This window comes from Streptomyces sp. NPDC033136 (genome assembly GCF_055578235.1).
This window is the reverse complement of record NZ_JBVIPD010000013.1, coordinates 115,084-134,118: the sequence shown is the minus strand read 5'-3', so window position 1 is coordinate 134,118 and position 19,035 is coordinate 115,084. Positions and strand designations below refer to the sequence as shown.

20 protein-coding genes and 1 pseudogene are annotated in these 19,035 nt (G+C 70.9%); 14 read left to right on the top strand and 7 right to left on the bottom strand.

What is annotated here, in order from left to right:
* Nucleotides 1-52 precede the first annotated feature (52 nt).
* Nucleotides 53-997 carry an NAD(+) diphosphatase gene (nudC, locus tag ACZ5TL_RS24000; RefSeq protein WP_468592235.1) on the top strand — a complete coding sequence of 315 codons (945 nt, stop codon included), beginning with the start codon at nucleotides 53-55 and terminating at the stop codon, nucleotides 995-997.
* A 162-nt stretch (nucleotides 998-1,159) separates the two neighbouring features.
* On the opposite strand, the pseudogene ACZ5TL_RS23995 reads toward nudC, so the two are convergent.
* Both ACZ5TL_RS23995 and ACZ5TL_RS23990 read right to left on the bottom strand, forming a co-directional pair.
* Nucleotides 1,160-1,376, bottom strand: a pseudogene (locus ACZ5TL_RS23995) (aminoglycoside phosphotransferase family protein); the annotation flags it as partial.
* Nucleotides 1,377-1,475: 99 nt separating this feature from the next.
* The gene (locus tag ACZ5TL_RS23990) at nucleotides 1,476-1,733 is read right to left on the bottom strand and encodes a mycoredoxin (RefSeq protein WP_468592233.1); all 258 of its coding nucleotides are present in this window, start codon (nucleotides 1,731-1,733) and stop codon (nucleotides 1,476-1,478) included.
* A 184-nt stretch (nucleotides 1,734-1,917) separates the two neighbouring features.
* Here ACZ5TL_RS23990 and ACZ5TL_RS23985 point away from each other — a divergent pair, with 184 nt between their 5' ends.
* From ACZ5TL_RS23985 to ACZ5TL_RS23965, 5 genes are all read left to right on the top strand, one after another.
* Nucleotides 1,918-4,113 (top strand): ATP-dependent DNA helicase UvrD2, encoded by a 2,196-nt coding sequence (locus ACZ5TL_RS23985; RefSeq protein ID WP_468592232.1) that lies wholly within the window; start codon nucleotides 1,918-1,920, stop codon nucleotides 4,111-4,113.
* Nucleotides 4,114-4,277: 164 nt separating this feature from the next.
* Nucleotides 4,278-4,604 carry a hypothetical protein gene (locus ACZ5TL_RS23980; RefSeq protein ID WP_468592231.1) on the top strand — a complete coding sequence of 109 codons (327 nt, stop codon included), beginning with the start codon at nucleotides 4,278-4,280 and terminating at the stop codon, nucleotides 4,602-4,604.
* Nucleotides 4,605-4,774: 170 nt separating this feature from the next.
* Nucleotides 4,775-5,143 (top strand): WhiB family transcriptional regulator, encoded by a 369-nt coding sequence (locus ACZ5TL_RS23975; RefSeq protein WP_468592230.1) that lies wholly within the window; start codon nucleotides 4,775-4,777, stop codon nucleotides 5,141-5,143.
* Nucleotides 5,140-5,463: a hypothetical protein gene (locus tag ACZ5TL_RS23970; protein ID WP_468592229.1), complete on the top strand. Its 324-nt coding sequence runs from the start codon at nucleotides 5,140-5,142 to the stop codon at nucleotides 5,461-5,463. The genes ACZ5TL_RS23975 and ACZ5TL_RS23970 overlap by 4 nt, the downstream gene beginning before the upstream one ends.
* Nucleotides 5,464-5,785: 322 nt before the next feature.
* Complete coding sequence (locus ACZ5TL_RS23965; protein WP_468592228.1) at nucleotides 5,786-6,004, top strand: hypothetical protein; 219 nt, start codon at nucleotides 5,786-5,788, stop codon at nucleotides 6,002-6,004.
* 13 nt (nucleotides 6,005-6,017) lie between these two features.
* Here ACZ5TL_RS23965 and ACZ5TL_RS23960 read toward each other — a convergent pair whose 3' ends face one another.
* Both ACZ5TL_RS23960 and ACZ5TL_RS23955 read right to left on the bottom strand, forming a co-directional pair.
* Nucleotides 6,018-7,388: an ABC1 kinase family protein gene (locus ACZ5TL_RS23960; RefSeq protein WP_468592226.1), complete on the bottom strand. Its 1,371-nt coding sequence runs from the start codon at nucleotides 7,386-7,388 to the stop codon at nucleotides 6,018-6,020.
* Nucleotides 7,381-8,595, bottom strand: coding sequence for a ThiF family adenylyltransferase (locus ACZ5TL_RS23955; RefSeq protein WP_468592225.1), 1,215 nt, complete (start codon nucleotides 8,593-8,595; stop codon nucleotides 7,381-7,383). The genes ACZ5TL_RS23960 and ACZ5TL_RS23955 overlap by 8 nt, the downstream gene beginning before the upstream one ends.
* 318 nt (nucleotides 8,596-8,913) lie before the next feature.
* On the opposite strand from ACZ5TL_RS23955, the gene ACZ5TL_RS23950 reads away from it, so the two are divergent.
* The 4 genes from ACZ5TL_RS23950 (at nucleotide 8,914) to ACZ5TL_RS23935 (ending at nucleotide 12,809) form a co-directional block, all read left to right on the top strand.
* Complete coding sequence (locus ACZ5TL_RS23950; protein ID WP_468592224.1) at nucleotides 8,914-9,522, top strand: M48 metallopeptidase family protein; 609 nt, start codon at nucleotides 8,914-8,916, stop codon at nucleotides 9,520-9,522.
* A 143-nt stretch (nucleotides 9,523-9,665) separates the two neighbouring features.
* The gene (locus ACZ5TL_RS23945; protein ID WP_468592223.1) at nucleotides 9,666-11,345 is read left to right on the top strand and encodes a TerD family protein; all 1,680 of its coding nucleotides are present in this window, start codon (nucleotides 9,666-9,668) and stop codon (nucleotides 11,343-11,345) included.
* Between the two features lie 11 nt (nucleotides 11,346-11,356).
* Nucleotides 11,357-12,037, top strand: coding sequence for an AIM24 family protein (locus tag ACZ5TL_RS23940; RefSeq protein ID WP_468592222.1), 681 nt, complete (start codon nucleotides 11,357-11,359; stop codon nucleotides 12,035-12,037).
* Nucleotides 12,038-12,053: 16 nt separating this feature from the next.
* Nucleotides 12,054-12,809 (top strand): AIM24 family protein, encoded by a 756-nt coding sequence (locus ACZ5TL_RS23935; protein WP_468592221.1) that lies wholly within the window; start codon nucleotides 12,054-12,056, stop codon nucleotides 12,807-12,809.
* Between the two features lie 63 nt (nucleotides 12,810-12,872).
* On the opposite strand, the gene ACZ5TL_RS23930 is transcribed toward ACZ5TL_RS23935, so the two are convergent.
* Nucleotides 12,873-13,394, bottom strand: coding sequence for an NUDIX hydrolase (locus ACZ5TL_RS23930; RefSeq protein WP_468592220.1), 522 nt, complete (start codon nucleotides 13,392-13,394; stop codon nucleotides 12,873-12,875).
* Entirely contained in the window at nucleotides 13,391-14,836 is a 1,446-nt protein-coding gene (locus tag ACZ5TL_RS23925; protein WP_468592218.1) for a zinc-dependent metalloprotease, read from the bottom strand. Before ACZ5TL_RS23925 ends, ACZ5TL_RS23930 begins: the two co-directional genes overlap by 4 nt.
* A 193-nt stretch (nucleotides 14,837-15,029) precedes the next feature.
* On the opposite strand from ACZ5TL_RS23925, the gene ACZ5TL_RS23920 reads away from it, so the two are divergent.
* The 4 genes from ACZ5TL_RS23920 to ACZ5TL_RS23905 all read left to right on the top strand — a co-directional run bounded on the left by ACZ5TL_RS23920 (nucleotide 15,030) and on the right by ACZ5TL_RS23905 (nucleotide 18,222).
* Nucleotides 15,030-16,151 (top strand): SDR family oxidoreductase, encoded by a 1,122-nt coding sequence (locus tag ACZ5TL_RS23920; protein WP_468592217.1) that lies wholly within the window; start codon nucleotides 15,030-15,032, stop codon nucleotides 16,149-16,151.
* A gap of 135 nt (nucleotides 16,152-16,286) precedes the next feature.
* Nucleotides 16,287-16,748: a molybdenum cofactor biosynthesis protein MoaE gene (locus tag ACZ5TL_RS23915; protein ID WP_338782954.1), complete on the top strand. Its 462-nt coding sequence runs from the start codon at nucleotides 16,287-16,289 to the stop codon at nucleotides 16,746-16,748.
* 115 nt (nucleotides 16,749-16,863) lie between these two features.
* The gene (locus tag ACZ5TL_RS23910; protein WP_190049437.1) at nucleotides 16,864-17,028 is read left to right on the top strand and encodes a hypothetical protein; all 165 of its coding nucleotides are present in this window, start codon (nucleotides 16,864-16,866) and stop codon (nucleotides 17,026-17,028) included.
* Between the two features lie 102 nt (nucleotides 17,029-17,130).
* Complete coding sequence (locus ACZ5TL_RS23905) at nucleotides 17,131-18,222, top strand: YlbL family protein (protein WP_468592216.1); 1,092 nt, start codon at nucleotides 17,131-17,133, stop codon at nucleotides 18,220-18,222.
* A gap of 157 nt (nucleotides 18,223-18,379) precedes the next feature.
* Here the strand turns inward: ACZ5TL_RS23905 and ACZ5TL_RS23900 are convergent, their stop codons facing one another.
* Nucleotides 18,380-18,922 (bottom strand): PPA1309 family protein, encoded by a 543-nt coding sequence (locus ACZ5TL_RS23900; RefSeq protein ID WP_468592215.1) that lies wholly within the window; start codon nucleotides 18,920-18,922, stop codon nucleotides 18,380-18,382.
* Nucleotides 18,923-19,035 lie beyond the last annotated feature (113 nt).

Sequence of the window (19,035 nt, the reverse complement as noted above, 5' to 3'; positions counted from 1 at the left end):
GCTGAACAGTCCGCCGAACCCAACCGTTCCACCGGGGGAGTAGGAAGCACCCGTGACCACCTGGACCGACCACAACGCCGACCGTCCCATCTCGCTCACCGCCCCGAGCGGGATCGACCGGGCCGCCCACCACCGGCTCGACGAGGCCTGGCTCGCGGCGGCGTGGAGCCATCCCTCCACGCGCTGCTTCGTGGTTTCCGGCGGCCAGGTCCTCATCGACGAGACGGCGGACGGACGCACCGAACTCGTCATGACGCCCTCCTTCGAGGCCCCCCTCACCGAGGCCCACCGCTACTTCCTCGGCAACGACGAGGACGGCGTCAGCTACTTCGCCCTCCAGAAGGACGCCCTGCCCGGGCGCATGGACCAGTCCGCGCGCCCGGCGGGCCTGCGCGAGGCCGGCCTGCTGCTGTCGGCCCGTGACGTGGGTCTGATGGTGCACGCGGTCGGGCTGGAGAACTGGCAGCGTACGCACCGTTTCTGCTCCCGCTGCGGCGAGCGCACCGTCATCGCCGCGGCCGGCCACATCCGCCGCTGCCAGGCCTGCGGCGCGGAGCACTACCCGCGCACCGACCCGGCCGTGATCATGGCCGTGACCGACGAGGACGACCGCATCCTGCTCGGCCGCCAGGTCCACTGGCCCGAGGGCCGCTTCTCGACGCTCGCCGGTTTCGTCGAGCCGGGCGAGTCCATCGAGCAGTCCGTGCGCCGCGAGGTCCACGAGGAGGTCGGTATCACCGTCGGCCAGGTCGAGTACGTCGCCAGTCAGCCCTGGCCCTTCCCGTCCAGCCTCATGCTGGGCTTCATGGCCCGCGCCACCTCCACCGAGATCGACGTCGACGGCGACGAGATCCACGAGGCCCGCTGGTTCTCCCGCGACGAACTGCGCGCAGCCTTCGAGTCCGGCGAGATGCTCCCGCCCTACGGCATCTCGATCGCGGCCCGCCTGATCGAGCTCTGGTACGGCAAGCCGCTCCCGACGCGGAGCGTGGCCTGACGGCGGCAAGGTGAGAGCCCCGCCTTGTGCAGCGGTGCGCCCACGACTGCCCCCTCACGTCGACAGTCCTTGTCGTGAAAGCCGCACACTCGGCGTTCGACGTGAGTGGTCCCGGCAGTTGTCCTCGCGTGTACGAGGGCCCAACACCCGAGCCCGTCAGTCGGGAACGAAGGTCAGCTGCTCACGACCGTCAGCGGGGGCCCACGGGAGTCGGAGCCGCGTCGAAGCCGTGCTCTTTCAGCGCCAGGAGGTGGGCATGGAGGGCGTGTGCGTTGCGCGGTGCCGGGCGTTCCACCAACTCACCCCGGCGGAAGACCGCCCCCGCGTTCACCGTGCCTCCGACCAGCGCCTCGCCGTCCCCCTCGTCTTCGGTCGTCATGCCGGTCACGCTACCGCCGAGTCGGCCCCGTACAGGCCGGGCATACAAAGACCCCCGATCCGGCGCCAGGCCGCTCGGGGGTCGTATGCGTCATGTGGGTCAGACGCCGAGCGCCTGCTTCACCTGGGCAAGGCTCGGGTTCGTCATCACGACCTCGGCGCCACCGTTGGAGGGAACTACCTGAAGCGTCGGCACTGTCTGGTTTCCGCCGTTCGCCTTCTCCACGAAGGCGGCGGACTCCGGGTCCTGCTCGATGTTGATCTCGGTGTACGCGATGCCCTCGCGGTCCATCTGGCTCTTCAGCCGGCGGCAGTAGCCGCACCACGTGGTGCTGTACATCGTCACAGTGCCCAGCATGTCTCTCGTGCTCCTTCGGTGGCTCGGGGACGGGGTTCGCAGTGGAGGGAACGTATGTGAAAGGTCCACCATTCCCGGGGCCCGCGTCCCACCGGACGTGACGCCTGCCGCATTGATACGACTATCAGTGCCTGCCTGTGGACAACCGGCACAGCCGTCTCTCGCGACCTGGCAGCATGGCTGTGTGACAGCAGCAACGCACTCCACCCTGTTCCCGCAGGTACCGGGCTCGGCCGACGCGGTGCTCGACGGGCTCGACCCCGAGCAGCGCGAGGTGGCCACCGCCCTGCACGGTCCGGTGTGCGTCCTGGCGGGCGCCGGCACGGGCAAGACCCGGGCCATCACCCACCGCATCGCCTACGGAGTGCGCGCCGGCATCCTGCACGCCTCCAGCGTGCTCGCCGTCACCTTCACCAACCGCGCCGCCGGAGAGATGCGGGGCCGGCTGCGCCAGCTCGGCGCCGCAGGCGTCCAGGCGCGCACGTTCCACTCGGCGGCCCTGCGTCAGCTCCAGTACTTCTGGCCGAAAGCGATCGGCGGTTCTATGCCCCGGCTGGTCGACCGCAAGATCCAGCTCGTCGCCGACGCGGCCACCGCCTGCGGCATCCGGCTCGACCGGGGTGAGCTGCGGGACGTCACCGCCGAGATCGAGTGGTCCAAGGTCACCCAGACCGTCCCCGCCGACTACGCGCCCGCCGCTGCCAAGGCCGGCCGCGAGACCCCCCGCGACCCCGCCGAGATCGCCCAGCTCTACTCCTCCTACGAGGATGTCAAGCGCGAGCGCTCCGTCATCGACTTCGAGGACGTCCTGCTGCTGACCGTTGCCGTCCTCCAGGACCGGCACGACATCGCCGAGCAGGTCCGCGCCCAGTACCAGCACTTCGTGGTCGATGAGTACCAGGACGTCAGCCCCCTGCAGCAGCGCCTGCTCGAACTGTGGCTGGGCGAGCGGGACAGCCTCTGCGTGGTCGGCGACGCCAGCCAGACCATCTACTCCTTCACCGGCGCCACACCGGACCACCTGCTCGACTTCCGCACCCGCCACCCCGGCGCCACCGTCGTCAAGCTGGTTCGCGACTACCGCTCCACCCCACAGGTCGTTCACCTCGCCAACGGCCTGCTCGCCCAGGCGAAGGGCCGCGCCGCCGATCACCGCCTGGAGCTCGTCTCCCAGCGCGCCCCGGGTCCCGAGCCGGTCTACACCGAGTACACCGACGAGCCCGCTGAGGCGGAGGGCGCGGCCCGCCGGATCCGCGAGCTCATCGACTCGGGGGTCCCGGCCGCCGAGATCGCCATCCTGTTCCGCACGAACGCGCAGTCCGAGACCTACGAACAGGCCCTCGCCGACGCCGGAGTGCCCTACCAACTGCGCGGCGCCGAGCGGTTCTTCGACCGCCCGGAGGTGCGCAAGGCGGGCGTCGCCCTGCGCGGCGCGGCCCGCTTCGGCGGCAACGACTCCCTCCTGGACGACGTCGTCGACCTGCCCTCCCAGGTGCGCGCCGTGTTGTCCGGAGAGGGCTGGACGCCGCAGCCACCGGCCGGCTCCGGAGCCGTGCGGGAGCGCTGGGAGTCGCTGGCCGCCCTGGCGAACCTCGCCCGGGACTTCGTCGCCGCCAAGCCGGACGCCACCCTTGCGGACCTCGTCACCGAGCTCGACGAACGGGCGAACGCCCAGCACGCCCCCACCGTGCAGGGCGTCACCCTGGCCTCCCTGCACTCGGCCAAGGGCCTGGAGTGGGACGTCGTGTTCCTGGTCGGCGTCGCCGAGGGCATGATGCCGATCACCTACGCCAAGACCGACGAGCAGGTCGAGGAGGAGCGCCGCCTGCTGTACGTCGGCGTCACCCGCGCGCGGGAACACCTCCATGTCTCCTGGGCGCTCTCCCGCTCACCCGGCGGCCGCCCCAACCGCCGCCCGAGCCGCTTCCTCGACGGGCTGCGCCCCGGTTCGACGGCCACCACGGGCCGCGCCACCGCCGGCGGCGGTGGCGGAATCGAGCGCGGCACCCCCGGAACCAGGGGCTCCGCCCCGAGGCGGGCCCAACGAATCCCCGCCCGCTGCCGGGTCTGCGGCCGCACGCTGACCGACGCGGGCGAGATGAAGCTGATGCGCTGTGACGACTGTCCCTCCGACATGAACGAGGGCCTCTACGAGCGGCTGCGTGAGTGGCGTGCCGACCAGGCACGCACCAGTGGTCAGCCCGCCTTCTGCGTGTTCACCGACAGGACCTTGATGGCCATCGCGGAGACCGTGCCTGACGACGCGCACGAGCTGGCGCGCATCCCGGGCGTGGGGATGCGCAAGCTCGATCGCTACGGTGCCGATGTCCTGGCCATCTGCGCAGGCCAGTACGGCTCGGGGGACACGGATCAGGACTGACACGAACTCGTCGAAAAAATAGTTTGCGCATGCCCCGGCAATCCCCATAGGTTCTTAGGCACGAGAGCAGCGGCCTTCTCGAAGGCCCTGATTCCGTGTTGTACTTGCATATCCGTCGGGCTGGATCATCCAGTCCCCCGAGACGCCGAGAGGAGGCGAGTCCAGTGATCAGCATCAACACCAGCTCCGTCAGCATCGTGAAAATGACCGATCGCTCGGCCGTCTCCGCGTGCATGCTCGGCGTTTCGAACCTGGGTACCGGTCTGTCCGGCATTCGTGCCGTGCGTCCGGCGTGCCCCTCCGTTGCCCCCGCGGGCCTTCCCGTCCGTGAGCGCAATGAGCGACCGACCAAGGCACTGGAAGCAGCAGTAGAGGCACAGGCTCAGGCCTATGCCTTTGGGGCGACCGGTGCCGGATTCCGGAAGCAGACGACGCAGCACCACCTGATGTGGGCCTTCCGTGGGCCAGAACCCTGGAGTGATCCAGCCTGATTCGATCAGGCCGGCGCCTTCAGGGCCGCGGAACCCCATCCGGGATCCGCGGCCCTTCTGTTTGTCCCTGACCAGGGGCGACGGACGAAGGAGCCTCGGGACAGGAAAAGAACCCGGTACCAGCCGCCCCCGGCCAACAGGCCGGAACGACCAGACGAGGAAGACGAACCGTGCAACTCGAAGCGCACGCCCCGTCCGTACCGCCTTCCGACACGATCCCCAAGCCCGGCCCCACGGAGGACTCCGCCTTGACCCCGCTCACCGCGCTCACCGCGCTCGACGACGCCATCGAGAACCTCGGCGTACCCGTCCCGTGCCGTTCCTACGACCCGGAGGTCTTCTTCGCCGAGTCGCCTGTGGACGTCGAGTACGCCAAGTCCCTCTGCCGCACCTGCCCGCTGGTCGAGGCCTGCCTCGCCGGCGCGAAGGAGCGGCGTGAGCCCTGGGGCGTCTGGGGTGGCGAGCTGTTCGTCCAGGGTGTCGTCGTCGCCCGGAAGCGGCCGCGTGGCCGCCCGCGCAAGAACCCGGTCACGGCATGAACACCACAGGAACAATCGACCGTCCCCTCACGCACGACCCCCAGAAGCAGGCCCCGATGAAGCCGTCCACGTACGAGCCCGCAGGCTCCGCGACCCAAGACTTCACCATCAGTGGCGCGAAGGACTCGCGCCAGAACAGGACCCGAGAGATGCAACTCATTCCAGAAGCCATGGCTCGTGCGCATATGCGCGAGCGCCTGCAGGAGGCGGAGCGGGAACGCCAGGCCGTGCGCCTGGTCGCCGCCCGCCGCATGCAGCGCAGGGCGGAGCGCGCCTCCCGGCGTGCCCGCCGGGCGCTCGCCATGGCGGTCATGCAGTAGCCGACCTCATCTGAAGCGGTGGCCTCCCGTCCCGGAGGCCGATGCCTCTCCGCGGGGGCCGGTCCGTACCGAACGGATCGGCCCCCGCGGGGCGTTGCGCCCCATGAGGCCGGTGTGTGGGTGTCGGCGAAGGCGGCGCGTTGTGCCCGCGAGGCTGGTGCGTGCCTGTGGGGCCGGCGCGCGGTGTCCGCGGGCCGATGTTCGTATCCGGGCCGGTGTTCGTGCCTGCTGGCCGGTGTTCGCTTCCGCGCGGCGGGCGTGGTGGCTGCGAAGCCGGTGCGGGTGATGCCCGAGCCGCCCGGGCACGGCGTATCGTCGCGGCGTGACGAGTCCTCCCGGAGGCGGTGACGACGGCGACGGCTTCGCCGCGGGGCCGGCGCGCTTTGTCTGTGCCCGCTGTGGCGCGTCGGCTGAGGCCGACGGCCCGCCCGTTACCTGGACCTACTCGGTGGAGGACGGCGTCCGCCGCCACTTCTGCGAGACCTGCTCCCGGGAGAACCTCAGGTCGATCGAGGGGCGCCTGGACTCGGAGTGGTGGTGAAGCGCGGCCGGGCTCACGCCTCCGCCACCGAGTCCCCGCCGTCCGCCCGGTCCTCCGGGACGAACCCCGGCAGCCACTCCTCCAGCTCCTCGCGCAGTCGCACCGTCGCCCCCAGCTGACACAGCACGCCGATCGTGCTCAGCGTCACCCGGTGGATCAGCAGGTACGACGGGGGCAGGTTGAGCTGCTTGCCGAGCTGGTAGGCAGGAGAGCGCGGGTCGGCGACGCGGGCCGCCTGGCTGCGCATCCATCCCCGGGCGAAGGTGAACTCCTCGACCTGGGCCGGCTCGATGATCGGCAGCAGGTACTCCATGACGGCGTCCGGGTCCAGCTCTATGGTCTCCTTCACGAAGCCTTCCGCGCACAACAGCTCGTAGACCGCCTCGGCCTCGCCGTCGAGCGTCATGCGCAGGGACTCGCCGATGGTGGCCGGCAGACCGCCCGGGAGCCGGTCGACCGTGCCGAAGTCCAGGACACCCAGGCGCCAGTCGTCCTCATCCTCCGGGCCGCCGGGCAGCAGCCGGAAGTTGCCCGGGTGCGGATCGGCGTGCAGCAGGCCGGTGCGGGCGGGGCCGGAGAAGAGGAAGCGGGCCAGGAGCTGGCCGGCACGGTCGCGCTGCTCCTGGGTGCCGTCCGTGATGATCTCCGACAGCGGGATGCCGTCGATCCACTCCGTGACCAGCACCTGGTCGGACTGGTGGACCACCTGCGGCACCACCACATCCGGGTCGTCCGTGAACTCCTCCGCGTGGGCCTGCTGGGCTTGGGCCTCCAGGCCGTAGTCCAGCTCCTCCGAGACGCGGTCCTTCAGCTCGGCGATGAGCGGCTTGATGTCCATACCGGGGATCAGTGGACCGAGCAGGCGGGAGAAGCGGCTCAGCTGGTTCAGATCGGACAGCAGGGCCTCGCCGGCGCCCGGGTACTGCACCTTGACGGCCACCTCACGGCCGTCGTGCCACACCCCTCGGTGCACCTGGCCGATCGAGGCGGCCGCGGCGGGCTTGTCCTCGAACTCCAGAAACAGCTCCTGCCAGTCCTCGCCGAGCCGCTCCTGCAGCACCGCGTGCACGGTGCGGGTCGGCATCGGAGGCGCCGCCTCCTGGAGCTTCGTCAGCGCGGCCCGGTAGGGACCGGCCACCTCCTCGGGCAGCGCGGACTCGAAGACGGACAGCGCCTGGCCGAACTTCATCGCGCCGCCCTTGAGCTCGCCGAGCACCTTGAAGAGCTGCTCCGCCGTGCGCTGTTGGAGTTCGCGGCCGACGAGCTCCGCTGACTCGCCGACGATCCGCTTGCCGAATCCCCAGGTCGCCCGCCCGGCGATGCCGAGCGGGAGCGCGGCGAGCTTGGCGGTCCGGGTGACCGCCTTCCGGGGAAGATCAGACATGCGCCCTCCAAGTCCCAGCCGGCCGCTCCGCCTCTGCCTCACGGCACTGCTCCGACGGCCGTTGCACCGCCATTGTCTCGTGCGGCTCCCCGTCCGCCGAGAGGTGCTCCCCTTCTCCTCTCTCCGCCGCAGCGCACGGGCATGCCGGATGCGCCCGGACCGGCCACGCATGCCAGTGCAGACCAGGGACGGAGACCTCCCAGCGCGCCCCGGTGCTCGACGGGACCCGGCCGTCCAGAAAAGCCAGCGCATGGGCGGCCGCCAGCCCGGCCACGGAGGTGGCCAGTGTCAGGTCGCAGGGCCGCACCTGCCGCTGCCTGCCGGAGCGCCACTGGGTGACCAGGCGTGGCCAGGTCGGGTCCCGGTCGGTGCGGTTCTCGTGCAGACACCCCGCGCAGCCCGTCTCCCCGGGCAGCACGAGAGGGCCGACCACGCCGGTGCCCTCCACCACGCCGGCATACAGATGAGGTGTCCCGGAGGACATCAGGGGTTCGGCGGCGGGCGGGTCGGGCGCGTGCACGGCCACATCGTCCCGCGGGGCAAGGATCACCAGCGAGAAACCCGGGTTGCCTTCCACCGGAGGTGCCTGGGCCGGCGAGCGGCGCGGCGGCCGGTCCGGGGCCGCCCGGCGCACAGCACGGCGGGCCGCCTCGTCCCTGCGGTCGCCGACGGCTTCCGCCGGCAGCCCGCCCGGCGCGACGTCCCACGGCTCCACCCGGCCGCCGTCGAGCACGTCGACCTCGCCCACGCCGGCCCCGGCCAGCAGAGAGGCCAGCACGGCGCCCACCCGTCCCGCGCCCCGCACCTGCACCCGCTGCGCCCGCCGGGCGGCCAGCTGTCCGATCGCCTCGCCGGGTACCGAGGTCGTCAGGGACAGAGACGCCAGGTCGGGGCCCAGCCTGTCGAGGACCTCCCTTTTGTGCCGCAGGGCGTCGGCGGCAGGGCCACCGCCCCGGGCGTCGTCGAGAAGGCCGGCCCTCGCGAGCCCTCGCACCAGCCTGTCGACATGGCCGTCGGGCAGGTCCATCCGGCGCCCCTCCTCGCGCAGCAACTCCAGTCCCCGCGTGCCGTTCAGCAGGTCGAGGAAGCTGCCCGTCGCCTGGTCCAGCGGGCCGAGCGTCATCGCATGCGCCGGTGTCATCCCGAACTGCACGGTCTTGAGGTCGCGCCAGCCGCGCCTGAGCGCGGGTTTCACCATCGGATGCATGACAGTTCCCCCGTATTTCCTTTATCCCCGTGTTCTCGATCGTCCCCGTATGCCGGTCGCGTGGGAGTGCGGTCCGAACCTGGCCGCGTGAAGGCCCGATCGCAGGCCGAACACGACGCAGGCCCGGCCCCTGGTCCCGGACCGGTCCCGCACATCGCTGCGCCGACGAGATCCAGCATGCCCAAACCCGCCTCCGGCCGCCGAAAGTTGTCCACAGGCGCCGGAATTCGTCGTACAAATCCGGCGACCGGAGGCGGCGTCGGCACCGAACCGCCCCTGAGGCGGGACTTCCCCGGGGGCAGCGGGTAACGTCAGGGCGTGCCCGCCGACCCACTGCACCGCGCCGGAAAGCCACAGCGCAGCACGACGAGCCAGCCGCCGAGCGGCTCGGGGGCGCGCGCGATCGAGGTCCGCAGGAGCGCCCGCCGACGCAGAACGGTCTCCGCGTACCGCGAGGGCGATCGCACCGTGGTGCTCATCCCCGCCCGGATGTCCGAGGCGGAGGAGCAGCGCTGGGTCAACGTCATGCTCGACAAGCTGGCCGCCCAGGAGAGCAAGCGGTCCCTCGGCGACGCCGAGCTGACCGAGCGGGCCCGGCGTCTGTCGGAGCAGTACTTCGACGGGCGGGCCCGGCCCGCGTCGGTGCGCTGGGTGACCAACCAGAACACGCGCTGGGGGTCCTGTACCCCCGCCGAGGGCAGCATCCGCCTCTCGCACCGCCTGCAGGGCATGCCCGAGTACGTCGTCGACTACGTCCTCCTCCACGAGCTCGCCCATCTGCTCGTCCCCGGACACGGCCCCCGCTTCTGGGAACTGCTTCAGGCCTATCCCCGGACGGAGCGGGCCCGGGGTTACCTCGAAGGCGTGGTCGCCGCCGAGCGGTTGCCCCATGTGCCCGGAGCGCGAGGTGAGAGCCCCGCGGGGTGACTGCCCGCTTGCCGTGAGCGAGCAGCCGATACGGCTCAGCGCGGGTTCTGTACCGGGTCTGTACCGACTACCTCCGGTGTCCGGATTTTGCCGTTAGCCTGACGCGACGCACTCACGTTCTGGATGGGGGACGGTCGTTACGCATGGCCAGGGAATTCCAACGCGGCCACAAGGCCAGGATCAGTGACCTCACCGCGGGCACGGATCTGTACGTCGGCGTACAGATCACCGGCCCCGGGCTGAGCTTCGACATCAGCTGCTTCGGCCTCGACGCCGACGAACGGCTCTCGGACGACCGGTACTTCATCTTCTACAACCAGCCGAAGTCCCCCGAGGAGTCCATTCAGCTCCTGGGCGCCCAGGCGGGCGACACGGAGTCCTTCCGGGTGACGCTCGACCGGATCCCGCCGCAGGTCCAGAAGCTGTCCTTCACGGCTGCGCTCGACGGCGCCGGGCAGATGTCGCAGATCGCCCCCGGCTACATCCGCATCGTCGCGGGTGGCGAGGAAGTGGCCCGCTACCCCTTCAGCGGCTCGGAGTTCTCCACCGAACGTGCTGTGATGCTGGGCGACTTCTACCTCAAGGATGTCTGGCGGTTCGCCGCTGTCGGACAGGGCTTCGACGGTGGTCTCGACGCGCTGCTGCGGAACTTCGGCGGTGAGGTGGCCGAGGAGGAGACGCCCGCGCCCGCCCCGCAGCAGCCGCAGGCCGGCGCTGCCCCGGGCTTCGCACCGCCCGCGTTCGCCGCCCCAGCCGCCCCGGCTCCCGCGCCGGTAACACCCCCGGCCCCGGCACCCACTCCCCAGCCCGCAGCGCAGGGCTTCGCGCCCCCGCCCGGAGCCACGCCGCCTCCGGCCCCGGCGCCCGCACCCCAGGTGCACGCCGCCCCGACCATCGTCGCGCCCATGCACACCCCGCCCGGCGGCTCCCCGGTGCCGCCTCCGGCCCCGGCGCCCGCGCCGTACGGCCAGCCCCCCGGCCAGACGGCCCCGCCGCCCCCCGGCTACGGCCAGCCCCAGGCCCCCCACGCCCCGGCCCCGCCCCCCGGCTACGGCCAGCCCACCCCGCCCCCGGGCTACGGCCAGCAGCCGCCGTTCGGGCAGACCCCGGCCCCCTACGGAGCCCCGCCGCAGGGCGTCCCGCAGGCCGGTGCCCAGCAGGGCCCGGGCGTGGCAGCCGCGCTCCAGCAGTTCAAGGAGACCCCCACAGGGCTGCGCTGGACGCAGCAGAACAAGAAGCTCGTGCGTGTCGACCTCGGCATCGGCGGGCAGCCCGTGCTGGCCCGGCAGGGCAGCATGGTGCTCTACCAGGGCAAGGTCGACTTCAGCTACAAGGGCGCCGGATTCGCCGGCCGGATCGTCGGCAACGCGACCGGCCAGGAGATGCAGCTGATGCGCTGCACCGGCCAGGGCCAGGTGTTCCTCGCCGAGAACTCGACGATGCTGCACCCCATCGAGCTCCAGGGCGACGCCGTCTGCGTCTCCGCCGAGAACGTCCTCGCGTTCGACGAGAGCCTCACCTACGAGGTCCGCCGTATCGAGGGGCACGGCATCCCCGGCGGCGCGCTGTTCACGATGCAGTTCCAGGGCACCGGCACGATCGTCGTGAAGACGCACGGCACGCCCGTGGTGCTGCCCGTCACACCCACCACGTTCGCCGACTGCAACGCCGTGGTCGCCTGGTCGGCCGCCGCCCAGGTCGTCGTCTCCAGCCAGGTGCGGATGCGCCGCAACGCCTACCCCGGGGACAGCGGCGAGAGCGTCAACCTCCAGTTCCGGGGAGCGCCCGGCAACTTCATCGTCGTCCAGCCGTACGAGGTCTGAGGGAGCCCGTCATGACACAGCAGCTCGCGGGCCATGCCCCCGCACCCGTCACCGCGCGCATGGAGAACCACGGCAACCACATGCTGAAGGTCGCCATGCAGACCGGGAACGACCTCCTCGCGCGCGTGGGTTCGATGGTCGCCTACGAAGGGTTCGTGCAGTACGAGCCCAACCCGCCGGCCGTGCGCCAGATCGCGAAGGACTGGATGACCGGCGAGGGCGCGCCCCTGGTGAAGTGCTCCGGCGACGGCCTGCTCTACCTCGCCGACTACGGGGCGAACGTCGTCGTCATCAACCTCAACGGCGACGGCATCTCCGTCAACGCCACCAACCTGCTCGCCTTCGACGCCCACCTCACGTGGGGTGTGGAGCGGGTCAAGGGCCTGGCCAAGTTCGCCGGGCAGGGCCTGTGGAACACCAGGATCTCCGGGCAGGGCTGGGTAGCGCTGACCTCCCGGGGCAAGCCCATCGTCGTCGACTGCGGAGGCGGCGAGGACGAGACCTACGTCGACCCCGACGCGCTGGTCGCCTGGTCCCCGAACCTCAAGGTGAAGGGCAAGCGCAGCTTCCGGGCCCAGTCGCTGATCGGCCGCGGCAGCGGCGAGGCCTACCAGATGGCCTTCTCCGGTCAGGGCATCGTCGTCGTCCAGCCCAGCGAGGACAGCACCGACCGCCTCCGGGCACGGGGCTGAGGGGGAGCAACACGCCATGCAGAGCCCGATTTTCGCCTATAACGAGCAGCAGACCCAGGAGCGCTGGAGTCTGCAGAACAAGCAGATGCTGCGCGTCGCCCTGGAGGGCCACGACGACGTCCTGGCCCGCAAGGGCACCATGGTCGCCTACCAGGGCCTCGTAGAGTTCGACGCCGAGTACCAGAGCAATGACCAGGCACGCGCGCGTGCGCACACCGGTGAGGGACTCGACCTGATGCGCTGCCACGGGCAGGGCACGGTCTACCTCGCCAACCTCAAGCAGCACGTCCACGTCATGGACGTGGACCAGGACGGCCTCACCGTCGACAGCAGCTACGTCCTGGCGATGGACTCCTCCCTGCACCACGAGGTCATCGCAGTGGACAGCCTGTACGGCATCGCCGGCTCCGGGAAGTACCAGCTCAACATCACCGGCCGGGGCAAGGTCGCCCTGATGACCTCGGGCATGCCGCTGCTGTTGCAGGTGACACCCGACAAGTACGTCAACTGCGACGCCGACGCGATCGTCGCCTGGTCGACGAGCCTGCGCGTGCAGATGCAGGCCCAGACGCACTCCTCCGGGGTGTGGCGGCGCCGCGGCAGCACCGGTGAGGGCTGGGAGCTGAGCTTCATGGGCACCGGCTACGCGCTCGTCCAGCCCAGTGAGCTGCTGCCGCCGCAGAACGCCCAGATCGGCTCGGGCCTCTCCGCTCAGTACGGCATGGGCCAGCAGGGAGCACGCGGGCAGAACCAGGGCAACGTCTGGAGCTGACGGGCCTGTGACAGATGTAAGGGGCGGCCGTCACAGCGGTCGCCCCTTACCCGTCCATGAGGCTCACAGCCTGGCGCGTGTCGCCTCCAGCAGCCGGACGACGGACTCGTCGGCCAGGTCCGCCACCTCGTCGTACCCGAACCAGCGCACGTCGAGCGACTCGTCGCTGATCTCGTGCGCCGCGTCGGGCGGCGCCACGACCGCGTACTGGACGTCGAAGTGGCAGTGGCACGGCGGCGGGATCGGGTGCCGGTCCAGACGCACCGGGCCGCCCGGCAGCAGGGAGAGTCCCGAGACGCCGGACTCCTCCGACGCCTCACGCAGGGCCGCGGCCGCCAGGGTGGCGTCGCCGGGCTCGCAGTGGCCGCCCATCTGCAACCACATCCGCAGCTTCCGGTGCAGGGTCAGCAGCACCCGGCCGCACCCGGGGTCGATCACCAGGGCGCTCGCCGTGATGTGACCCGCGTGGCAGGCCTTCCACAGGCCGTCCGGGTGCTCCGCCAAGTGGTCGAGATAGGCCTGGCGCAGATCGCCCTGGTCCTCGTACCCCTTCAGCACGAGGACCGCGTCGTCATACAGGCTCACCCGGCGTCGTCACCCTTGTTCTTGTCCTCGTCCTTCTTCTTGAGGTCGGGCTTGTCCGCGGCCTCGCCGAGCATCTTGTCCAGCTCGGAGAAGTCGATCTGCTCGCGGTGCACGAACCCGTCCGGGTCGTCGAGATCGGTGGCCGTCGGCAGCATGTCCGGGTGGTGCCACAGGGCGTCCCGGCCGTCGACACCGCGCGCGTCGGTGAGCGAGGCCCACAGACGGGAGGCGTCGCGCAGGCGGCGCGGGCGCAGCTCCAGACCGATCAGGGTGGCGAACGTCTGCTCGGCCGGGCCGCCCGAGGCGCGGCGGCGGCGCAGCGTCTCGCGCAGGGCGTCGGCGGACGACAGACGGGGCTTCGCGGCGGCGTGGACCACCGCGTCCACCCAGCCCTCCACAAGCGCCAGAGCCGTCTCCAGACGGGCCAGGGCGGCCTTCTGCTCGGGAGTGTCCTCCGGCTGGAACATGCCCTGCTGGAGAGCCTCCTGCAGCTGCTCCGGGTTCTGCGGGTCGAACTGGCCGACCACGTCCTCCAGCTTGGCCGTGTCGACCTTGATGCCGCGGGCGTAGCCGTCGACCGCGCCGAACAGGTGCGAACGCAGCCACGGCACGTGCGCGAAGAGGCGCTGGTGGGCGGCCTCGCGCAGGGCGAGGTACAGCCGCACCTCCTCCTGGGGGACGCTCAGGTCCTTGCCGAAGGTCCCGATGTTCACCGGCAGCAGCGCGGCTTTGCCTGCCGGACCGAGCGGCAGGCCGACGTCGGACGAGCCGACGACCTCGCCCGCGAGCACGCCGACGGCCTGCCCGATCTGCGTGCCGAACATGGCGCCGCCCATCGAGCGCATCATGCCGATCAGCGGGCCGGCCATGGCCTGCATCTCCTCCGGCAGGACGTCACCCATGGCGGTGCCGACACGCTCGGCGACCGGGTCGACGAGCTCCTTCCAGGCGGGCAGGGTCGCCTCGACCCACTCCGCGCGGCTCCAGGCCACCGCAGAGGCGGCGCCGGACGGCAGGGACGTGGCGTCGTCGAGCCAGAGGTCGGCCAGACGGACGGCCTCCTCGACGGCCCTGCGCTCGGCCGGACCCACGCTCGCGTCCTTGGTGCCGTCAGGGGAGCCCTGGGAGACCGTCTGGCGGGCGATCTGCTTGGCCATGTCCCAGTTCACCGGGCCGCCCTCGTAGGAGAGCATCTGGCCCAGCTGCTGGAACGCGGCGCCCAGGTCGGTGGGGTTCAGCGACCCGAACATGGCTGCGAACGGATTGTCCGCACCGGGGCCGCCGGGGCCTCCGCCGAACCCTCCGGCTCCGGGCAGGCCGCCGAAACCGAACGGGTTGGCCGGTCCCTGACCACCACCGCTCTGCTGGTCCTTCTTCTTGCCCTCGTCGCCGTCGTCCGGCTCCTCCGGCGAAGGGCCGAATCCGAATGGGGTGTCACTCACGGGATTCCTCGGCTGGTAGGGCCGCCGGTTCTTTCCGGCGGCACGGCTGCCCGACAACACCACCCAGCGTAGACACCTGGGGCGGATCGGGCCTCGGTGCTTCGCCGACTGACGGCCTGCGGCAGGATGGATGCCACCTGGTACGCACGCATCGCTTTGTGCTCGTACTGAAGACAACCGCTGGAGACGCCCGGTGAGTTCCCCAGATCCGCAGGTTCGCGCAGCGCGAAACCAGTCAACCAGTTCCGCGAGCCCCGCGGCGCGCGGACCCGTCGTCGCGGTGACCGGCGCCGCGTACGGCGTCGGCGCGCTGCTCACGGAGCAGCTCGCGGCATCCGACGAGGTCAAGCAGGTCGTGGCCATCGACGAGCGGCGCGGCGAGTGCGACGCGGCGCAGTGGCACATCCTGGACGTCCGGGATCCCGCCATCGCGGACAAGCTGCGCGGCGCCGACGTGGTGGTGCACCTGGCGCTGGATCTCGACCTGGAGACTGACGCGGCCGCCCGAACGGCCTACAACGTACGGGGGACGCAGACCGTCCTGACGGCGGCCGCGGCGGCCGGAGTGCACCGGGTCGTGCTGTGTACCTCGGCGATGGTCTACGGGGCGCTGCCCGACAACGAGCTGCCGCTCTCCGAGGACGCGGAGCTGCGGGCCACGGCGGAGGCGACGGGTGTCGGCGACCTCCTGGAGATCGAGCGGCTGGCCCGCCGGGCACCCCGGGCGCACCCGGGTCTCAACGTCACCGTGGTACGGCCGTCCGTCCTGGTAGGCGGCACCGACACCGCGCTGACCAGGTACTTCGAGTCTCCCCGGTTGCTCGTCGTCGCCGGGTCACGGCCCGCCTGGCAGTTCTGCCATGTCGATGACCTGTGCACTGCGCTGGAGTACGCCGTCCTGGAGAAGGTCGACGGGGAACTCGCCGTCGGCTGCGAGGGGTGGCTGGAGCAGGAGGAGGTCGAGGAGCTCAGCGGCATCCGGCGGATGGAGCTGCCGTCGGCGGTCGCGCTGGGCGCGGCGGCACGGCTGCACCGCATCGGGCTCACCCCGTCCCCGGCGGGGGACCTGGCGTACACGATGTACCCCTGGGTGGTGAGCGGCAGCCGGCTGCACGACGCCGGGTGGCGGCCGCGGTACACCAACGAGGAGGTGCTGGAGGAGCTCCTCGGGGAGGTCTCCGGCCGGCACACGGTGGCCGGACGCCGGCTGGGCCGCAAGGACGCGACGGCCGCGGGTGCCGCGGGTGCGACAGTGGCGCTGCTGGGCGCGGCAGCGGTGGTACGGCGGGCGCGGAAGGCTCGGCGCCGGATCTGAGAGCCGCCCCTGGAGGAGACGCCGCCCTTGTACTGGAGGAGACGCCGCCCTTGTAGGAGACTCCGAACGTGTACGCGCGCGTGCCGGGCGATAGCTCTATTCCGTGCCGCCGGTCCCGTGCGGCACGATGGAGGCATGGCATCCACGAGCGATCACCCCGGCGAGCAGGCCGCGCAGGACCCGATCAGGCTGATCGGGATTCGGGACACGGCTCTCTCCGTGGACGAGGTGTTCCGGGCCGTCGGGGACGACGCGGCCGGAGGCACCGCGCTCTTCGTGGGGACCGTGCGGAACCACGACGGAGGGGCCGACGTCGCGGAGCTCGGCTATTCGTGCCACCCCAGTGCCGAGGCCGAGATGCGGCGGATCGCCGAGAAGGTCGTCGCCGAGTTCCCGGTACGGGCGCTGGCCGCCGTGCACCGGGTGGGTGACCTGAGCGTCGGGGACCTCGCCGTGGTCGTCGCCGTCTCCTGTCCGCACCGGGGAGAGGCCTTCGAGGCCTGCCGGAAGCTGATCGACGACCTCAAACACGAAGTGCCCATCTGGAAGCACCAGAAGTTCTCCGACGGCACCGAGGAGTGGGTCGGCGCCTGCTGATCACGGGAGCCGTACTCCGGTTGCGTAACCGCACCCCTGGCGTGAGCGTTGTCAATGCGGATGGTTAATCTGCTGATCAGTCAGTTGCGGATGCTCAAAGGGGTTGGAGGTCGGCATGGCGGCGCTCGCCTGGTTGCTGATTCCGCTTGTGGCTGCGATCGGCGCGGGCCTCTGGGGCAGTTGGGCCAACCGGACCCGCAAGGTCCGTGGCGACGGCCCGGAACTCATCGGCTACGCCCGCTTCCGCGAGGCCATGGAGAAGCCCCGGCCGGGTAGCTGACGGCCGAGGAAACAGCAGGTCAAAGGCACTATAAAGCGCAGGGTCGCCCCGTACGGGCGGCCCTGACGGTGCGCTGACAGGACCGTCCCGTACTGTCGAGTCATGCCACGCCGCACCGCGACGATGCTCGCCTCCACCCTGATGCTGATCGCGCTCCTGTGCGCGGGAGTGTTCATCCCCGTGCCGTATGCGGAGATGTCCCCGGGGCCGACGGTGAACACGCTGGGCGATCACGATGGCGAGCCGGTGCTGCAGATCGCGGGACGGAAGACCTATACGACCAGTGGGCATCTGAACATGACCACGGTCCGGGTCACGAGCGCCGACTACCGGATGAACCTGGTCGAGGCCGTCTACGGCTGGCTCGCGCACGACAACAAGGTCGTGCCGCGCGAGACGCTCTATCCGGACGGCAAGACCGAGGAGCAGTCCACCCAGGAGAACGCCGAGGAGTTCAGCCAGTCCCAGGAGAGCGCCAAGGTGGCCGCCCTGAAGGAACTCGACGTTCCGGTGAAGTCGTGGGTGATCGTCTCCACGGTCGTCAAGGGCTCCCCGGCCGAGGGCAAGCTGCACGCCGGGGACGTGATCAAGGCCGTCGACGGTACGGCGGTGAAGGCGCCGGCCGACGTTGCGAAGTTGGTCACCGAGCACAAGCCCGGCCAGGACGTGCGCTTCACGATCGTGCCGGCCAAGGAGCAGGTTGCCGCGGAAAAGGAGAAGCGGACGCCGACCAGGACGGAGAACGTCACCATCACCACGACGACGTCCGACGACACCGGCGAGAAGCGCGCCGTCGTGGGGATTTCCGCGGGGACCGACCACACCTTCCCGTTCACCATCGACATCAAGCTGGCGGACGTCGGTGGGCCGAGCGCCGGGCTGATGTTCGCGCTCGGCATCTACGACAAGCTCACGCCCGGCAGTCTGACCGGCGGCAAGTTCGTGGCAGGCACGGGCACGATCGACGACGCCGGCAAGGTCGGCCCGATCGGCGGCATCGAGATGAAGACCGTGGGCGCGCGGGCCAAGGGCGCGCAGTACTTCCTGACGCCCGCCGACAACTGCGCGGCCGCCGTCAAGGACACCCCCGAGGGCCTTACCCTCATCGAGGTGGACACCATCGAGGACGCCCTCGGCGCCCTCGAGGACCTCCGCAGCGGGGACACCGCGGATCTTCCGACGTGCGGTAAGTAGGCGCCGCGGACCAAGGGCCCGGCAGACCGGGCCACACGGTCCTCCCGGCGCTTAGGGGTCCTTTCACCATGGGCGTCCGATCAGGTCACGTGGTCTGGCGCCTTGCGATGCACGGCACCAGACCACGCGACCCGGACGGGCATAGTGAAAGAACCCCTTACTCCTCGAACGTCGCCGACAGCGCCCCCGCCAGCCCGGGGACGAGGTCGGAGCCGGTCAGGACCTCCGTGGGGGAGTCCTTCTCACGCAGGCGCAGGGCCGAGTCGCGGGTGCCGTCGCGCAGGACCGCGACCGTCATGCGGACCTCCTGCCGCTCCGGGTGGTCCGCCACCCACTTCGTCAGCGCCGCCTCGCTCAGATCCTTCGGAACCTGGGCCTCCGCGGACGGCGGCAGCATCAGGCGCTCCACGGTCAGGGCGCAGCCGGCCACCGCGTCGGGCCAGGCGATGGTGGCGAGGAACTCATCGAGCGGCTTGCCCGTTGGAACTTCGTCCTGCTCGATCGGGGTGAGGCCGGTGGTCTCCGGCTCGTCGCCCAGACCGAGCCGGTCGGCGAGCGAGGGTTGTTCGGCTCGCAGTCGGGCGGTGTCGACGAGGGCGAAGAGGCGGGCCGGCTGGTCCCAGCCGAGGCCGGAGACGTACTCGTCGATCTCGAGCACGGCCCGGGTGAGCGGGTTGGCAGCCATGGGAGTGTTGGACATGGTCACAATCCTGCCTCGTTCCTGGCCGGAATCGGGAACCGAGTAAACGGTGAGTAAGTTGCATAGGTGGGGGCCCACGATCACGGGGGCCACAGAGCGGTCCGTGAAGACGC